Origin of the sequence: Sphingomonas sp., assembly GCF_048595155.1 — a bacterium.
Classification (GTDB): domain Bacteria; phylum Pseudomonadota; class Alphaproteobacteria; order Sphingomonadales; family Sphingomonadaceae; genus Sphingomonas_I.
On sequence record NZ_JBMDXN010000110.1, the window covers coordinates 26,431 to 44,584 of the forward strand.

The 18,154-nt window shown below is 64.4% G+C and carries 12 protein-coding genes; 5 read left to right on the forward strand and 7 right to left on the reverse strand.

Annotation, left to right across the window (positions count from 1 at the left end; genetic code table 11):
• Nucleotides 1-132 precede the first annotated feature (132 nt).
• The gene (locus ACOJSI_RS17545) at nucleotides 133-1,995 is read right to left on the reverse strand and encodes an ABC-F family ATP-binding cassette domain-containing protein (RefSeq protein ID WP_420139603.1); all 1,863 of its coding nucleotides are present in this window, start codon (nucleotides 1,993-1,995) and stop codon (nucleotides 133-135) included.
• 68 nt (nucleotides 1,996-2,063) lie between these two features.
• A complete protein-coding gene (locus tag ACOJSI_RS17550; protein WP_420139604.1) occupies nucleotides 2,064-2,525 on the reverse strand; it encodes a YaiI/YqxD family protein in 462 nt (153 codons plus the stop codon).
• 249 nt (nucleotides 2,526-2,774) lie between these two features.
• Here ACOJSI_RS17550 and ACOJSI_RS17555 point away from each other — a divergent pair, with 249 nt between their 5' ends.
• Both ACOJSI_RS17555 and ACOJSI_RS17560 read left to right on the forward strand, forming a co-directional pair.
• Complete coding sequence (locus ACOJSI_RS17555) at nucleotides 2,775-3,230, forward strand: hypothetical protein (protein ID WP_420139605.1); 456 nt, start codon at nucleotides 2,775-2,777, stop codon at nucleotides 3,228-3,230.
• Nucleotides 3,217-3,738 (forward strand): hypothetical protein, encoded by a 522-nt coding sequence (locus ACOJSI_RS17560; protein ID WP_420139606.1) that lies wholly within the window; start codon nucleotides 3,217-3,219, stop codon nucleotides 3,736-3,738. Before ACOJSI_RS17555 ends, ACOJSI_RS17560 begins: the two co-directional genes overlap by 14 nt.
• Nucleotides 3,739-3,811: 73 nt before the next feature.
• On the opposite strand, the gene ACOJSI_RS17565 is transcribed toward ACOJSI_RS17560, so the two are convergent.
• The 5 genes from ACOJSI_RS17565 to ACOJSI_RS17585 all read right to left on the reverse strand — a co-directional run bounded on the left by ACOJSI_RS17565 (nucleotide 3,812) and on the right by ACOJSI_RS17585 (nucleotide 8,647).
• On the reverse strand, nucleotides 3,812-4,666 hold the full coding sequence (locus ACOJSI_RS17565; protein ID WP_420139607.1) for an alpha/beta fold hydrolase: 855 nt from the start codon (nucleotides 4,664-4,666) through the stop codon (nucleotides 3,812-3,814).
• Nucleotides 4,667-4,684: 18 nt separating this feature from the next.
• Nucleotides 4,685-7,174 carry a beta-galactosidase GalA gene (gene galA / locus ACOJSI_RS17570; protein WP_420139608.1) on the reverse strand — a complete coding sequence of 830 codons (2,490 nt, stop codon included), beginning with the start codon at nucleotides 7,172-7,174 and terminating at the stop codon, nucleotides 4,685-4,687.
• Nucleotides 7,175-7,340: 166 nt separating this feature from the next.
• Complete coding sequence (locus ACOJSI_RS17575) at nucleotides 7,341-7,574, reverse strand: hypothetical protein (protein ID WP_420139609.1); 234 nt, start codon at nucleotides 7,572-7,574, stop codon at nucleotides 7,341-7,343.
• 154 nt (nucleotides 7,575-7,728) lie between these two features.
• Nucleotides 7,729-8,124, reverse strand: coding sequence for a DoxX family protein (locus ACOJSI_RS17580; RefSeq protein WP_420139610.1), 396 nt, complete (start codon nucleotides 8,122-8,124; stop codon nucleotides 7,729-7,731).
• Between the two features lie 187 nt (nucleotides 8,125-8,311).
• On the reverse strand, nucleotides 8,312-8,647 hold the full coding sequence (locus tag ACOJSI_RS17585; protein ID WP_420139611.1) for a hypothetical protein: 336 nt from the start codon (nucleotides 8,645-8,647) through the stop codon (nucleotides 8,312-8,314).
• Nucleotides 8,648-9,524: 877 nt separating this feature from the next.
• Here ACOJSI_RS17585 and ACOJSI_RS17590 point away from each other — a divergent pair.
• From ACOJSI_RS17590 to ACOJSI_RS17600, 3 genes are read left to right on the forward strand one after another with little or no spacing between them, the layout of a single operon-like run.
• Nucleotides 9,525-10,250 carry a cellulose synthase operon protein YhjQ/BcsQ gene (locus ACOJSI_RS17590; protein WP_420139612.1) on the forward strand — a complete coding sequence of 242 codons (726 nt, stop codon included), beginning with the start codon at nucleotides 9,525-9,527 and terminating at the stop codon, nucleotides 10,248-10,250.
• Nucleotides 10,251-10,288: 38 nt separating this feature from the next.
• On the forward strand, nucleotides 10,289-14,680 hold the full coding sequence (gene bcsA, locus ACOJSI_RS17595; RefSeq protein WP_420139658.1) for a UDP-forming cellulose synthase catalytic subunit: 4,392 nt from the start codon (nucleotides 10,289-10,291) through the stop codon (nucleotides 14,678-14,680).
• Complete coding sequence (locus ACOJSI_RS17600; RefSeq protein WP_420139613.1) at nucleotides 14,680-18,120, forward strand: cellulose synthase subunit BcsC-related outer membrane protein; 3,441 nt, start codon at nucleotides 14,680-14,682, stop codon at nucleotides 18,118-18,120. Before bcsA ends, ACOJSI_RS17600 begins: the two co-directional genes overlap by 1 nt.
• Nucleotides 18,121-18,154 lie beyond the last annotated feature (34 nt).

Sequence of the window (18,154 nt, forward strand, 5' to 3'; positions counted from 1 at the left end):
TTTGCCGGGGAGGGGGACCGCCGCGAAGCGGGGGTGGAGGGGGATGTTCCGCCCGGAGAGATCGGTCGATTTTCCCCTCCACCACGCCTGCGGCGCGGTCCCCCTCCCCGAGCAAGCTCGGGGAGGAGAGGTTCAGGCGGCTGTTTCCAGCTTTTCGCTGGCTTCCATCCACTTGGCTTCGGCGGCTTCCAGGGCCGCTGCCACATCGGCACGCCGCTTCATCAGATCGCCCATCGCCAGCTTGGCCAAGTTGGGCTCGGCTTGCTTGGGGTCGAACATCGCAAGGTCGATCGCGCTCTTGTCGGCGGTCAGCTTGGCGACGGCCGCTTCATGTTCCTGCACTTGCTTGCGCAGCGCCGCGGCGGCCTCGCGCTCGGCAGCGGCGGCCTTCTTGTCCTTCTTGTTGAACTTGCCGCCGTCCTTCTTGGGCTGGTTCCGGCCCAGGATCAGATCGGTATAATCGTCCAGGCTGCCGGCGAATTCCTGGGCGGTGCCGTTGTCGACCAGCACCAGCCGGTCGGCCGTCAGCTCCAGCATGTGCCGATCGTGGCTGACCAGCAACACCGCGCCCGAATAACTGTTGAGCGCCTGCACCAACGCCTCGCGCGCATAGACGTCGAGGTGGTTGGTCGGTTCGTCGAGGATCAGCAGGTGCGGGGCATCCCGCGTGATCAGCGCCAGCGCCAGTCGCGCTTTCTCGCCGCCGGACATCTTGCCGACCTTGCCGGTCGCACGATCACCCGAAAAGCCGAAGCGGCCGAGCTGCGCGCGGACGGCTGCCGGCGACTTGCCGGGCATCACCCGCGTCATATGCTCCAGCGGCGTGTCGTCGCTGTCGAGTTCCTCCACCTGATATTGGGTGAAATAGCCGACCCGCATCTTGCCGGTGGCGTTCATCTCCCCGTCCATCGGCGTGAGCTGCGCCGCCAACAGGCGGGCAAGCGTGGTCTTGCCGTTGCCGTTGCGGCCGAGCAGGGCGACGCGATCGTCCGGGTCGATCCGCAGGTTCAGCCGCTGCAGGATCGGTGTGCCGGCATAGCCGACGCTCGCCAGATCGAGCGTGATCAGCGGCGGGCGCAGCTCGTCCGGATCGGGGAAGTCGAAGGACAAGGTCGGGTCTTCGGCCATCGCCGCGATCGGCTGCATCTTGGCGAGCGCCTTGACCCGCGACTGCGCCTGCTTGGCGGTCGACGCACGGGCGCTGTTGCGGGCGATGAAATCCTGCAGCTTCGCGCGCTGCGCATCCTGATTGGCCTTGGCCGCCGCCAGCTGCGCCGCACGCTCGGCGCGCTGGCGCTCGAAGGAATCGTAGCCGCCCGCGTAAAGCGTGATCTTTCCGCCCTCCAGATGGAGGATATTGTCGACCACCTTGTTGAGCAGATCGCGCTCATGGCTGATCACGACGATCATCGCCGGATAGGCCTTGAGGAAATTCTCCAGCCACAAGGTAGCTTCCAGATCGAGATGGTTGGACGGTTCGTCCAGCAGCAGCAGATCCGGCTCGGACAAGAGCAAAGCGGCGAGCGCGACGCGCATCTTCCAGCCGCCCGAATAGCTGTCGAGCGGCCGCTGCTGCATCTCATCGTCGAAGCCGAGACCGACCAGGATGCGGGCCGCCCGCGACGGCGCGCCATAGGCGTCGATCGCGATCAGCCGCTCATGCACCTCGCCCAGCCGGTCGGCATCCTCGTAACAGGTCTCGCTTTCGGCGAGCAGCGCCGCACGTTCGGTATCCGCTGCCAGCACCGTCTCGATCGGCGTCGACGTGCCGCTCGGCGCTTCCTGCGCGATATAGCCGATGCGGGTGCCGCGCGGCATCTCGACCGCGCCATCGTCCGGATCGATCTGGCCGATGATCGCCTTCATCAGTGTGGACTTGCCGGCGCCGTTGCGCCCGATCAGGCCGACGCGGCTACGCGCAGGCAGCGTCGCGCTTGCGCGATCGAGGATCGTACGTCCGCCCAGACGCACCGTGATACCATTCAGGTTAAGCATGGCCCGCGCCTATCACGACTTGCCTCTCAGCGGTAGTGCTGCATGTGCGAACAGGTCGGGTCCTGCGCTCAGACTTGGCCCGCGCGCTTCAGCCGCACGATGGCGGTATCCAGCGCCTGCAGGAAGCGCGATCGATCCGTTTTGGCGAAGGGCGCGGGGCCACCCAGTTGTTCGCCGCCGGCGCGCAGATCCGCCATGATCGCGCGCGTCGCCACCGCGGCGCCGATCCCGCTTGCGGTGAAGGGCTTGCCATTGGGCGCGATCACCGTCGCGCCGGCCTTGATGCAGCGATCGGCCAACAGGATGTCCGCCGTCACCACGATCGCGGCCCTGTCCGCCGCCGCCGCGATCCAGTCGTCCGCCGCGTCGAAGCCGTCGCTCACGACCACGCGGCGGATTAGCGGATGATCCGGCACGCGCAAATGGCTGTTGGACACGATCACGACCGCCACGCCGGTCCGGTAAGCGACCTGGTAAATCTCATCCTTGACCGGGCAGGCGTCGGCATCGACCAATATATGCGGCGTCATGCGTCCGCTGTAGGGGCGTCGCCGTCGCCGCAAAACCCCGCAATGGCGTCTGGCCTCCGGCGACAGGGGGAACGCTCCGCGACGTTTGACGCGAGATCATGATCGCTTGCCGGTTGATGTGTCGAACTGTCTCCCTGCCAACGCCAGAGTGAAAGAACCACGACTCCCTTAGCGCGGCAGGACAGACTATTATCACAAGAAGGGGCAAGAGGCCGGGATCGCGTTTGAGGCAGGCAAGGAGAAGGTAAAATGAAGCAGATCATGCTGGCGGCCGTGTTGCTCGCTTCCTGCGCCCACGCTGCCTCGGCGGGCTGGACCAAGCCCGATGCGGTGACCGGTTTTGGCGGCTGGCGGACCGAGTTGCAGCGCATCGTCAACGAGAACGAGAAGGCGCCGGTCGGTCACTTCTGCGTCGTCGTCAAGGAAGCCGACCCCGTGTCGCCCTATAGGATCGCTTACGTCTACTGGGAGGAGGGTGAAATCATCCAGGGTTATGGTGCGAGCAGGTATAATCAGATGACGCCCGACATGCGGTCAGGCGCTGGTCGCATCGACCTGCGCAACGGCCTCGTGGACACGCGGGCGCAGATCGGCACCAGCACGACGTTGGAGACTCGGTTGCACGCAAACCAGATCATCAACCAGTGCAAGCGCTACGGCGAGGCGGTGGTGCTGCGAAAGGAGCCTTCTCGTGGATCGAATTGAACTCGACGACATAGGCTCGGACGCTGGTCTGTTTGAACGCGTCATGCTGCACGAGACGCTGACGCCGGGCATGGACGGCTACGTCGAGGCGGACTCGCTTAAGGCTATGCGGCTGATGCGGCAGGTGTTCGCGAACCGGCTCAAGAACAAGGCCTATTTCGGAGGCAACGCGGTCCACACCGCGCTCGACCTTTTGCGCATCGGTGGACAGTTCGGGGAGTTCGCCGCCTACCCTAAGCTGAACGCGGAGTTCATGAAGAACGTCACCCATATTATGGAGATCGCTAACAACCCAAAGCACCCTGGCTTCGAGGACTATCGCAAGCACGTTGAGAACGCCAAGCTCGCAGCGACCGAGATTGCGCCTCCGGCTGACGCCATAATTCCGAACGTGGTCTGCTGGCGCACGCAGGGCTCCAAAGGACCCGGCGGCTACATGCGACCGTCCGCCTCTCTCCAGCACAACACCTTCTACGTGCTGACGCCCGGCGTGAAGCACAAGCCGTAGCTCGGACAGCCGGAGCCGGAAGCGCGGCTTAGGTGGTCAACTGGCACGTCGGCATCGACCAAAATGTGCGGCGTCATGCAGCTGCCGTAGGGCGGGCACCGTCCTCGCAAAACCCCGCAATCGTCTCCGCCACCCAGGCGGGTTCCTCATGATGCAGCCAGTGGGTCGCATCGTCGCGCACCATCAAGCGCGCATCGTCGCACATCGCCGCCGAAGCCCTCGCGAGCTCCACGCTCAGGAAGCGATCGCCGGCGCCCCACAGGATCAGGCTCGGCATGGCGATCCGGCCGATCGGTGCGCGTCGCACCCGCAGCGCACGATAATAGTTCAGCATCGTCGTCAGCCGCCCGCGCCAGCTTTGTACATAAGTGGCAAGTTTGACGGCGTCGAACGTGCCCGGCCGCGACGTCTTGGCAAGCGACCGCCGGAGCAGCCGATAGTCGCGTGCGCGCAGCAAGGCTTCCGGCAACCACGGCAGCTGGAAGAAGCCGATATACAGGCTGCGCACTATTTGCCGTGGATGCCGCCGCATTGCCGGGCCCATCACATCGGGATGCGGTGCCGCCATCGCCACCAGCCTGCGCACCCGATCGGGCGCTCGGCCCGCCACGGCCCAGGCGACGATCCCGCCCCAATCGTGCCCGACCAGATCGAACCGGGCGACGCCGTTCGCATCCGCCAGCGCGACGATGTCCTGCGCCAGACGATCGAGCGCGTAAGCGGCAATCCCCTGCGGTGCATCGCTGGCGCCGTAGCCGCGCAGATCGGGCGTGATCACGCGCCGCCCGCGGGCCGCCAGACGATCGGCCACTTCCGCCCAGGCGGCATGGCTTTCGGGGAAGCCGTGCAGCAACAGGATTCGCGGCCCGGCGGCAGGACCACGCTGCACGACGTTGAGCGTAAGATCGCCGATCGACTGCCGGTTCATCTTTCCAGAGGTCTGGCGTTACGCGGACTGAACCGCGATCCGCGCTAGCCCGGGCTTCAGGCCGGCGGCGGTGGCTCGCAGCGTCAGCGCGCCCGAGCGCCCTGCATCCGACTGCACGATCACCTGCGCCAGCCCATTATACAGCCGCCGTTGGCGCCCTTTCTCCGGCTCGTGGCTGTTGGCATCGCCATTGCCCAGGCCGATGATCCGCCCCCCGGCAACGTCGAAGGCGACGTCCAGATTGGCGGTCGCGATCGGCCGCTTGCGCGCATCCAATGCCTCTACGGTCACCGCTGTCGCGTCGCGCCCGTCCGCCGTCAGCACCATGCGATCCGGCGTCAGCCGCAGGGCGGCGGGTGCGCCTGTCGTCTCTACCGACGCGCGCGCCACGATCCGACCGTCACGCTTCGCCACGGCCTCCAGTCGGCCAGGCGCATAGGGCACGCGCCATTCGTTCATCTCATACGGATCGACCTTTTGTTCACCGATCAGGCGGCCATTGAGCGTCAGTGCGACACTCTCGGCATTGGACATCGCCATCACGCGGATCGGCTGGCCCTCGCGGCCGGCCCAGTTCCAATGGGGGATCAGGTGCAGGATCGGACGGTCCTCCACCCATTGCGCCTGGTGGATGAAGAAAGCCGCCTTGGGGAAGCCGCATAGATCCATGATGCCGAAGGACGAGGCTGCCGTCGGCCACTCGAACGGCTGCGGTTCACCTCGGTAATCGAAGCCAGTCCACACGAACGCGCCTGCGACGAACGGCCGCGTTGCAATCGCCTTCCAAGCCGCGCGGTGGGTCGCCCCCCAGGGCTGGGCTTCCTCATCATAGGAGGCGAGCACATGTGCGCCGGTGCGGTCGGACGTATATTCGCCGCGCGTCATAACGGCCGACGTATCTTCCGAGCTGGTCAGCGGCTTGTCGGGAAAGGCCGCATGATATTTGTCATACTGGTCGATCTGATAGTTGAAGCCGACCACATCGACGGCCTGCGACACATTGGCGGGCTCGAACATGCCGTTGTTCATCGCCGCGGTGACCGGCCTTGTATCGTCCAGCGCCTTCACCGCCGCCGCCATCCGCCGCACCATCTCATAGCCTTCGCGCGTGCCCTGCAGCGGCTCCTCGTTGAACACGGACCAAAGGATGATGCTGGGATGGTTGCGGTCGCGCCGCACCATCCATTGCAGCATCGCCATATAATCCGGGCTGCTGTTGAACAGCCGGTTCTCGTCCATGATCAGGAAGCCCAGCCGGTCGGCCGCGTCCAGCAGTTCGCGCGTCGGCGCATTGTGCGACATGCGGATCGCGTTGCAGCCGAGATCCTTCAGCCGGCGCAGGCGATAATCGATGATCGAATCCGGCAGCGCGACGCCCAGCCCGGCATGATCCTGATGGATGCACACGCCCTTCAGCTTCACCGATCGGCCGTTCAGGAAAAAGCCGCGGGCCGGATCGAAATGCTGGGTGCGGAAGCCCGCCGGCGTCTCCACCGCATGCAGCTCGCGACCCCCCACCATCACGCTGGTGCGCACGCGGTAGAGTGTCGGCGTCTCGACCGACCATAGTTTCGGCGCGTCGACGGTGATCTCCGCGCGGGCGATGCCACGCTCCAGCGGCGGCACCTTGATCGGCGCCGCCTGCGCCTGCGCCAGCGCTTTCCCGTCCGGATCGATCAGCACGGCGCGCACGACCGCGTCGGCGGTGTCGCGGCCGATATTGGCGATCGTCGCCTCGACCGGGATCGTCCAACGCCCGCCGGCGGTACCTGCGTCTGCCGGGCGTGGATGCGCATAGACGCCATCGGTCGCGATATGCACGGCCGGCCGCTTCGCCAGCCACACATGGCGATAAATGCCGCCGCCCTCATACCACCAGCCTTGCAGCGGCGAGGAATCCGCGCGCACCGCGATAACATTCGGCTCCGCGCCGAAGCGCGCGAAGGCGGTGATGTCGATATAGACGCTGTTATAGGCGCTCCACACATGCGCCACGACATTGCCGTTGAACCAGATCGTAGCGTTGGTGGCGATGCCGTCGAACTGCAGCTCCAGATATTGGTCGCGTTCGGCTTCGCTCAGCGTGAAACTATGGCGGTACCAGCCGATCCCCTTCGGTCGATAGCCCTGGCTGACATTCTCGCTCTCCAGGAACGGCCCCTCGACCACGAAGTCGTGCGGCAGATCCAGCACCGGCCAGCCGCTATCGTCATATTTGATCGCCGCCGCACCCTGTGCCGCGCCGGCCTTGGTGCTTTGATAGGTTTCGTCATGGGTGCGGGGCGGCGTCGGCACGATGTCGCCGCGATGGAAACGCCAGCCCGTGTCCAGCAATTGCCGCGACGGATCGCCTAGACCAGCCGGCGGCAAAGGCGACGCGTCCTTCGCAGCGGCCGCCAGCAGCTGCGCAGGCCCGGCACCGATCGATGCCGCCAGCCCGATCCCGCCGCTCCCAGCCAGAAAACTACGCCGCCGCAATCCGCCGCCGTGCGCATCCATCTCCGCCATGCCTGTCCTTCCGCCACTTCGGGGCGAATGGTAGGGAGCCGTCGGCACCGGCGCCAACATTTTTCAAACCAGGACGACGCAGGGGCGCTCAATCCGTCCCAAAAGGGCAGGGCGGAAAGGTCGGGACCGCATTCAGGTGCCGTCCCGACCGGTATTCAAATTGTCCTTACGAACTCTGCAATCGGCCGTCGCTGCCCACCGGATCTTGCCCGGAAATCGCCTGGAAGCCCTTGCGGATGCCATATTGCACCGCCCACCCAATCGCGAAGGTCGCCACCAACGGCACGACCGCGCGGATCGCGCTTTCGGCGACCGTGCCGATGATGGCCCCCTTGATTCCGCTATCGCCGTCCTGCCGGTCGATCGCCGCACCAATCAGTGCGCCCAGTAAATTCGCCATGCCATGTCTCCTTCGCCGGCAAGAGCGCGGGAAGGAGGGGGAGGTTCCCGCGTCGTCCACCGAGGAAGCGGCAAAAGAACGGGAGGCGAACTTCGCGTGCCGCCCGCCTTGGTACGAGCATGACGAAGCTTGTGAGCGCCGCCAGATGGCGCGTTCAGCCGCGCGTCTCGCTTTTGGCCCGTGCTGCATCGAGGCTCCATTCCCCGCCGCCGGCGAAGGCGAGGTACAGGAAGATGAAACAGAACAGGATCGCTGCGTCGCCGCCGTTCAGGCCGGGCCATGAGTTCTGCGGAAAGTGAGCGATGAAGTAGGCGAAGGCCATCTGGCCCGAGCAGATGAAGGCCGCCACGCGCGTGAACAGGCCCAGCGCGATCAGCGCCCCGCCGGCTACCTCAATGGCGCCAGCGACCAGCAGAATCGTTGGCAGAGGATCAGGCACGCCCGGTTGCGCGGCCGGGAAATGAAGCAGCTTCATCAGCCCATGCTCCATGAACAGCAGCGCCGTGATGATACGCAGCACGCTCAGGATACGCGGTGTCCAGATGCTCATGTCGGTTCTCCCCACAGTGACGAAGTCACGCGCACGCACAGCAGTGTTACAGCTGTAGCGCCCATAGACCGGCCGGCAGCGGCGTCCAGATGCTTTGCGGCGGGCTGTGGCGAGCCATCCCGTCGCGGAGCCGGCGGGCGCCGGTCGCTACGGGATCGCAATTGCTCTAATGTGGGAAGAGGCGGGTTTAGTCGTTATCGTCGTCGCTGTCCGTCTGGCCGAGCCGGTCTTCCTCGTCATCCATCATCGGTTCGCCCTGATAGGCGCCGTTGTCGATCCGGCCACTGCTGACCATCTGGTTCATCGTGTCGATCAGATCCGGCACGTCGTCCGGCATCACCGCCGCGGGATTGCTGGCGCCGCCATGGTCGCTCTCCACAAAAGGATCACGGGCCAGCGCCATTGCATCATCCGCTACGTCCTGCGCCTGATCGTCGTCCCGCTGCTCATCATTGTCATTCTCGTTCAGCGGATCCTCGTCGCGCGCGGCAATAGGATCATCTTCAGGCGGGCGGGACGACATGGATCGAGACCTTTCGTTGGAAATCGAACCACAAACCGCTCACGCCAGCAGCCGTTCCTTCGATCCTATGAGCGACGGCACATTGGCGCGTAAGGGTTCGGTACGGCATCAGACTTCCGCGCATCCCCGCGTAACATATCCAATATTACATCCAAAACGGATATAAATTGGGACCTTCCGTCAGTCGCCGCGAGGCGGAATTCGGCCGCGATGAATGATTGATCTTGATTTCACCTTCCTCGACACTCGCGACCAAGCAATGTGATGCAGATGGGTAACAGGAGGGGGAATATGACTGTCCGATGCTGCTACTACGCGGTCCGAGATTTACAACGTAATAGCAAGGTTTTATCGGTTGACGTTAAGTGGGTGGGCTCATCGTCTTCGTGAGAGCGGCTTCCGCCCTCGACAGGTGCGTAGTTGCGCTTAGCGAGGGCTGGCTGGGCAATCTAACGATGGGGCGGCACCTTGTGCGCTTGGTCGACATTTGACGTAAGTCCGCTATGAGCGCTGGAAATTGATCCCTTTCGGTGTGAAATTCGAACTTCCTGGAGTGTGTCGTGCGCCAAGACGCCAGAAGCCTTCTTAAAAGGCTCAACCTCGACGATTTTCAGTATCGGGATTTTTCAGATCCTTTCCTGACGATCGAGCCTTGGCCGCTTTTCCAGGCGCTGTTGCGGGACCCGCGAGTGCTGGGCCGGGCGGTCCTGCGCGCGCCTACGGAGCCCGCTGATGTTAGCCAGCGGCCCGCCGCGAAATCCTCGCCGGAACGGAGCCGCATTTTCGAAGCCTATGAAAAGCGGGCTGAGGCGCCTCCCGCGCCGCAAGGTACGGTCAACGTTCGGGATTTCCTGGCGGGATTGTCGGGGCATGGTGCGTGACGCTCATTATCTCCCATTCGCCCAAGGGCGGGGTCGGAACGACCTTTCTCAGTGCCTATCTCGCCGCCCAGTTCGCTGAGCGCGGACTTGATGTCACGCTGATCGACTTCACGTTCCAAGATGACATGAAGCTCTATTTCGGCATCCAGCCGGGACAAGAGCTCAGCACCTTGGGAGATCGCCACGCCGAGCCCTTGTTGGCCGCTGGCGTCGAGTTGTTGCAAGGCTATCAGGCCGCACAGGACCCCGCTATTCGGCGCGATCTGCAATCCGGTCGCGCCTTTTCGGATTCGAATAGGCTTTACATTGCCGACATTCCTTCAGGAGATCGCGATCTTAAAGCGATCCTGATGCCGCATGCCACCCTCCATATCTGTGCACTTCTTCCCCGCGCACCATCTTTGGCGGCCTTGACCAAGGTTGATCAGGATCACCCCGCGATCGGCCTCGAGAAAACGGTGTTCATCATGAATCAGGTCGATGATCGCCAACGATTGTCCGGCGATAGCCATGCCTTCGTACGCGCGATGTTCGGTGAGCAGCTGATTGGTTCGGTCCGCCGCGACGAAGCGTTGAACGAGACGCTGGCAATGTTTGAGCCGCTCACGAAATATGCACCAACCAGCGTGCTTATTCCGGACCTGGCCGTGCTGGCCGACGCGGTTCTGGTCCGCTGCGGGCTTGCGACGGAGCAGGACGATACGCTGAGAGCCGGAGCATGACGCAGGCAGCCGTCCTGCGGCGGCGCTCGATCCTCGGCATGATCGCCAACGTCTTCGTCGGGATCGGCGTCCTCATGGCCGTGTGGCTTGTGATCACCGTGCCGCTGGACCTGCGCGCGCAATGGGCGTTCGCCATCTCCACGATCGTCGGCGCGGTCCTGATCGGCCGCGACCGTTCGCGCCGATCGTCGCTCGTCATTGCCGTGCTGTCAGGCATTGTCTCGACGCGTTACATGTATTGGCGGACGACCGAGACGCTGTCGTTCAATTCGCTGCCGGAGGCGTTGCTCGGGACCGGGCTTTACCTCGCCGAAGTCTATGCATGGCTGATCCTCATTCTCGGCTTCTTCCAGACGAGCTGGCCGCTCGACCGCCCTCCGGTCGAGATTGAAGGCGAGCCTGACGAATGGCCGACGATCGACGTCTATATTCCGACCTATAACGAGTCGCTCGATATCGTCCGGAACACGGTTTATGCGGCAATGGACATGGATTATCCGGCCGATAAGTTCCGGGTGTTCATCCTGGACGACGGTCGCCGGCCCGAATTTCGTGCCTTCGCGCGGTCTGTAAAGTGCGGCTACCTCACCCGCGCGGACAATCTCCATGCCAAAGCGGGCAATCTTAACGCGGCGATGAAGCAGACCGAAGGGTCTCTGATCGCCATCTTCGATTGCGATCACGTGCCGACGCGTGCCTTCCTGCAATTTACCGCAGGCTGGTTCCAGAAGGATGCCAAGCTGGCGCTGCTGCAGACGCCGCACCATTTCTACACGCCCGATCCGGTTCAGCGGAACCTGGAAGCCGCCAAGGACATGCCGGGCGAGGGCGACCTTTTTTATGGCGCGGTCCAGAACGGCAATGATCTGTGGAACGCGACCTTCTTTTGCGGATCCTGCGCCATCATCCGCCGCACCGCGCTTGAGCAGACGAACGGTTTCGCCGGCGAGACCGTCACGGAAGACGCCCATACCGCGCTGAAGCTGCAGCGTATGGGATGGAATACCGCCTATATCGGCGCGCGGCTTTCGGCCGGATTGGCGACGGAAAGGCTCGTCCTGCATATCGGCCAGCGCATCCGCTGGGCGCGCGGAATGACGCAGATCATGCGGATCGATAACCCGCTACTGGGCCGTGGTCTGACCTGGCAGCAGCGGCTTTGCTACGCCAATGCGATGCTGCACTTTCAGTTTCCGCTGCCGCGCATCGTGTTCCTGACCTCCCCGCTGGCCTATCTGATCGCGGGCGCGAACATCATTCACGCCTCGGCCGGGCTGATTTTCGCTTACGCTTTCCCCCATCTTTTCCTGTCGATGCAGTCCAGCGATCGCACACAGGGCGGGGATCGTCGCCCGTTCTGGGGCGAGATTTACGAGACGCTGCTCGCTTTTCACCTGGTCAAGCCGACCATCTACACCCTGTTCAATCCCCGCAAAGGCAAGTTCAACGTGACCGACAAGGGGGGGATCCTCACCAAGACCTATTTCGATCTGCACACGGTCAAACCGCATCTGATCACGATCGGGCTGATGATGTTCGGCATCGCCTTCGCCTTCGGCAAGAGCTTCTTCCCCGATGTCTTCGACGTGCATCTCGATACGCTGATCCTGAACACGGTCTGGGCGACGTTCAGCCTGATCATCCTGCTGGCGGCGGTATCGGTCGCACGCGAGCAACGGCAGGTGCGCAATCACATCCGCATTCCCGTGGAATTGCCGATCACGCTCTATTTCGACGACGGTTACGTGATCGAAGGGCAGACGCGCGACATTTCGATGGGCGGACTTTCCGCTGCGATTGACGAGGATTTCAACATTCGCGGGCGCGTGGTCACGCACATTTCCATGCCGATGGGCGACGATACGTTCGCCGTACCGGTCGACACGATCAAGATGGAGCAGAGCATCGCCAACGTCAGCTTCAAGCCGCTGGGCGTCGAGCAGATCCGCCTGCTCATCCGTTCGGTGATGGGCCGCGCCGATGCCTGGCAACCGGAACGCCCGCATCCGTCGGTCTCTCCGCTCCGCTCGGTGCGGGACATCGTTGGCATCGATATCGTCACGCTGCGCGCGATCGTCACCGCGGCATTGCAGCGGCGCAAAGACCGCAAACTGGTCGCACGGGATCCGCTCGCCGCGGCCCCGGCCGGCTCCTCGATCATCAAGGCCGTCGCGATCCTGGGTGCGATCATCGGCTCATTCCTGCTGCTGCCGACCATGACCCATTCTCAGCCGGCCAAGGCTGCGCCCGCTGCAGCGGCGGCGGCGGCCGATGCCGCGCCACCGGCCGCACCAGGCGGCGCGCGGCAGCGCATGACGCTGCGCGACCTGCAGGTAAAATATCCGATCCGCCTGGCGGGTACGCGCGGGGAATATGGCATCCCGTTCGGCATGCGTCCGGATCAGGTGGTGACGCAGGCAACCTTGACCCTCAACATGGCCTATTCGCCCGCTTTGCTGGCGGATCTCAGCCAGTTGGTGGTCATCGTGAATGGCGAAACCGTGCAGACTGTACGGCTGGAGCAGGGTGGCACGGACCGCACGACCCTGTCCATCCCGATCAATCCGGCCCTGTTCCTGTCGGGCGAAAACCAGCTCAATCTGCGCTTCATCGGCCATTATGCGCGGGACTGCGAGGATCCGTTCCACTCCTCGCTCTGGGCGAATATCAGCAATACGCGCTCCTTCCTCGACATCACGACAGAGCGGGTCCCGATCGGCCCCAACCTGGCCCGCCTGCCGGCGCCCTTCTTCGATCGGGCGATGACGACGTCGCTTGTCCTGCCTTTTGTTTTCCCTGGCGCCCCCACCAATGGGGAGCTGGAGGCCGCGGGCAGCCTGGCCTCCTGGTTCGGCGGCCTCGCATCCTATCGCGGCTTCTCCTTCCCGACCTCGGTCGGCACATTCCCGCGCGGCAATGCGATCGTGTTCGTCACCAACCAGCGGCGGATCGGATCGTTTGGCGGCTCCATCTCCGGCCCGTCGGTGGCGGTGGTCGCAAATCCGAGCGATCCCAACGGCACGCTGATGCTGGTGATGGGACGCGATGAGCATGATCTGAAGCAGGCAGCAGCGGCGATTTCGCTCAACCGCGGCTTGCTCGGTGGGGCGCTTGCCTCGCTCGCCAGCGCGCGCATTCCCATCATGCCGCGCTACAGCGCGCCCCGCTGGCTGCGTACGGACCGGCCGATCCAGCTGGGCGAAATCGTCGATCCGCGCTCGCTGCAGGGCCTCGGCCTGCCGCCGGGACCGCTGACTGCGGCCTTCCGGGTGGCGCCCGATCTGTTCTTCTGGCCCCATCAGGGCGCGACGATGAACCTGCGCTATCGCTATCCCGCCGCAACCTGGCTCGATACGCGCGCATCGCGGCTCGATCTGTCGCTGAACAACCAGTATCTTCGCACGCTGCCGCTGTCGGGTCAGAGCATGTGGTCGATCTATTTCGATCGCTATTTCGGCAAGGGCGAGGGCGCTGCAACCCGCACGTCGCGCGCCAGCGTGACCCTGCCGAGCTACATCCTGTTCGGCCAGAACCAGCTGGTCTTCGACTATAACCTGATCCTCGCCGACAAGAAGCAGTGCGAGGGCACCATCCCGGACAATGTGCGCGTCGCAATCCTGCCCGACAGCACGATCGATCTGAGCAACAGCTATCATGCGATCCGCCTGCCCAACCTCGCCACCTTTGCGAGTGCCGGCTATCCCTTCACCATTCGGCCGGATTTGGGCGAAACGGCGGTCGTGCTCGGCGCTAACCCGGCGCTGTCGACCATTCAGGCCTACCTCGAACTGCTCGGACGACTGGGGGATTCTACCGGCTCTCCAGCGACGCAAGTGACGGTGATGCATCAGTTCGATCGGCAGCGAGCGGACGGCAAGCATATCCTGCTGATCGGCGGTACGGATCTCGCCGGCTCGGGCGACTTGTTCGCCGGTGCGCCGGTGCGGTTCCAGGCGGGCAAGCTGCAAGTCACCGAACGGAACGTCATCGATCAGGCGTTCGACTTCATCTCGCCGGATCGCCACGATTCCCCCAAGAAAGTGGGGGATTATATCTACAATACCAATAGCTTCACGGGCATCATCTCGTTTGAATCCCCGTTCGATCGGGGCCGCAGCGTGGTCGCGGTTCTGGCCGATGATCCGACCAATCTTCCGACGATGATCGCCGGTCTCGCGGACGTGAAGATGAACGCGCAGGTGCAAGGCGACATCTCCGTCTCCACCGGCGACGGCATGGCAAGCTTCGCCGTTGGCGACGGCTATTGGTCCGGCTCATTGCCGCTATGGATGAAGATCGCCTATTGGCTGAGCGGGCGTCCGCTGCTGCTGGCCCTTGGCGGGGTGTTCGCGGCGATGCTGATCGCGATCCCGATCTATCACATGTTGAAGCGCCAAGAGCGCAAGCGCCTGCGGGCCCTAGAGAAATGATGAGACAGAAACTCTTTCGCGCGACCTTGCTTTCAGCCGCGATCGTTGCCGTTGCCCCGACTGCCGTGCTTGCCGCCGAGGCATCGCCCATCGCCACCTTGCTGGAGCAGGGCCGCTACTGGAAGAGCAGGGGCCGGCAGGACCTGGCCAATCAGGCCTTCCGACGCGTGCTGGCGATCGATCCCAGCAATGCGGCGGCGCGCGCGGGGATGAACCCCGCCAATCCTGGAACCACGGCGGCCGCACCTGCGCCTGCCAAGCCCAAGCCGGCCGCGCCTGCCCCCGCACAGCCGACGCGAACCGCGGCACCTGCGGCCAAGCCGGCGCCGGCGAGACCGGCCGCCCCCGTTCGTTCCGCTGCGGACCAGCTGGGGGAGGAAAGGCTGGCAGCCTTCGGCGCGCTTGATCGCGGCGACCTGAAAGAAGCCGCGCGGCGATTCGAGCGTATCGTTGCGCGATCCCCCAATGATGCCGACGCCCTGGGCGGCCTTGGCGTCGTACGGCTGCGCAATGGATCCTTCGCCGAAGCGCGATCGCTGCTGGAGCGTGCCTCGCGCGGGGGGCGTGGCGATCGATGGAACCAGGCGCTTGCCGCGGCCCGCTTCTACGGCGATCTGCAAAAGGCGCGGGAGGATCTGGCGGCCGGCCGTGTTGCGCAGGCACAGGCGACCGCCGAGCAACTGGCGAAATCCAATTTCACGGATCGCGAGCCGGCGAACCAATTGCTGGCCAGCATCTATGAACGGCAGGGGCGCTATGAGGAGGCGTCCGCGCTCTACGGCAAGGCGGCACAGGCAAGCGGGCTCACGCAGCAGGCCAGCCGGAACCTTCAGGTCAGCGCCGCCCGCACGCAGGCGCGCCAGGCCGTCGCGGATGGCCGCGCGGCCGAGGCGCAGCAATTGTTCACGCGTGCGCTGGTGCTCGATCCCAGCGATCCTTGGCTCCGCTATGATTATGCGCGTTTTCTGATCCAGCAGCAGCGGCCTACGGAGGCCGCGACGGTTGCCGCGCCGCTGTTCCAGGCCACGAGCGCGGAAGGGCTATATGCAGGCGCGCTTTACAGCAGCGAATTGGGTCAGGTCGCGACGGCCGACGCGCTGATCGGCCGCATTCCGCCGCAGCAGCGGACGCCGGAGATGGTCAATTTCGCGCTTGGCGTGAAAACGGACGCCGCTATTGCCCGTGTCCGGGCGATGGCGGCGCAAGGGCAGCAGACCGCAGCCTTGCAGGGGCTTCGCCAGATCGCGGCGACGCCCGGGATCAGCGCTGCCAAGCTGGCGGCGGTCGCGTCCGCCTTCAACGATCTTGGCGATCCAGCCAGTGCCACCCAATATGCGCAACAGGCGCTCACCGCGGGCCCCGATACGGCCGAAGCCTATGAACCCATCGTTCGCATCCTTGCCGCAGCCGGCCAGGATTCCTTCGCCTTGTCGGCGGTTCAACGGGCGAGCGAATTGGCGGGCGCCTCGCCTCAGGGGCAACGCACGGTTGCCCGGCTGAACGGCGTGCTCGCCGCGGCGCAGGCCGACCGGCTGCGGCTCGCGGCCCAATATGCGCCCGCCTTCGATCTGCTGCAGAATGCATGGAACGCGGCGCCCGGCAATGTCGATATCCTCGCTGCGCTGGGGCGTCTCTACCAGAGCGGGGGCATGCAGCCGCAGGCGGCGCGCACATTCCAGATGGTGCTTGCCAGCGAGCCGACCAACCGGGGGGCGCGCCTTGGGTTGATCGATACGGCAGCTGCGGCCGGCGAATATTCGCTCGCGGAGCAGACCCTGGCGGCGGCAATGCAGGCCAATCCCAACGATTATGAAGTCTATCTCTCGGCCGCCCGGCTGGAACAGGCGCGCGGTCATAAGGGCAGCGCGCTGAAATATCTGAAGCAGGCGCAGCTTCTCTATACGGCGCAATCCGGCAATCTCGCCGGCGGCTTCGGGAGTGCGAACCCGTTCGCCGGACGGACCGCCAACAATCCGTTCGCGGCCGCGGCGGCCCCGGCGCCAGTCAATCCGTTTGCCTTGGGCAATGGCCGGAGCAATGTGGTTTACATCGCGCCTGCACTGCAGATGGCGGCGCCGCCGCCCGGCATGCCGGCGCAGGCACCCCTGGGCAACCAGATGGCGGCAAATGGCAGCGCACCCTATCCGGCTGCGAACGCAGTTCCGACTTTTGGCGCGTCGTCCTCCGGTGCCGCGGCGCAGACGCCTGGAACGTTCCAGCCGGGCGGCTTCCAGTCCGGCGCCACGGCGCAGGCCGGGCCGGGCACCGCCATCGGCGATCCCGTGCTCCGCAACATCCAGCGGGACATGCAGACGTTGGCGGAAGGTTCGGAGCCGCGTGCGGAGATGGTGACGGACTTCAGGTCGCGGTCCGGCGAAAAGGGCCTGAGCCAGCTTAAGGAAGTCGGCGCGACCGCCACGGTCTCGACCGGCTTGGCCGGCGGACGGGTATTTGCCAGCGCGCATGCCTTGGCGCTGGACGCGGGCCGCCCGACCGGTTCCGGTCTTGCGCGTTTCGGCCACAATCCGACGGCGGAGGCGCAGGCGATCGTCGCCCAGGTGCCGTCGGTTCTGACGCAGGCAACGAGCCAGCATAAATCCGGCGTTGCGCTGTCAGCCGGCTACAAGAGCGATCTGGTGAGCGTCGACGTCGGAACCACGCCGCTTGGATTTTATAAGCATCACGTGACGGGTGGCGTCGAGGTCACGCCGCAATTGTCGCAACATGTGAGCGCGCGGGTCTGGGCCAATCGCCGCCCGGTGACCGATAGCGTCATCGCCTATGCCGGCACGATCGATCCCGTCACCGGTGGCTTCTGGGGCGCCGTGATGAAGAGCGGCGGCGGTGCATCTTTGTCGTATGACAAGGACGGGACGGGTGCCTATGCCGACGGATCCTATTATCATTATGACGGCACGCTCGTGCCGGACAATCACGGCGTTCAGTTCAACGTCGGCGGCTATTTGCGGCTGATCCAGGGACGTGAATCGTCGCTGACGGTCGGTATCAACGGCAATTACCAGAAGTATAAGGATAACCAGAACTTCTTCACTTATGGCCAGGGCGGCTATTTCAGCCCGCAGAGCTTCATGAGCGTGAGCTTCCCGCTACGCTATGCGCTGCGGCGGCCGTTGTTCGATATTACCGCCGGCGTGACGCCTGGTTTCCAGAGCTATGAGCAAGGCGCATCGCCGCTCTATCCGACCGATCGCTTCGGCCAATCGGTCTTGGACTCGCTGAAGGCCAGGAATGCCGACGTGCGCGCCCGGTTCGACGATGAGAGCCAAAGCGGCTTTGGGGTCGCGGCGGAGGGTTCGGCTTATTATAGCGTCAACAATTCCATGAAGATCGGTGGCGACCTGAACTTGAACACGTTCGGCGCCTACAATGAATTGCGGGCGTCGATCGGGATCAAACAATCGCTGGGAAGCCGACCATGAGCCCGCCTTCCATGCCCAACCCTATCAACGAGTG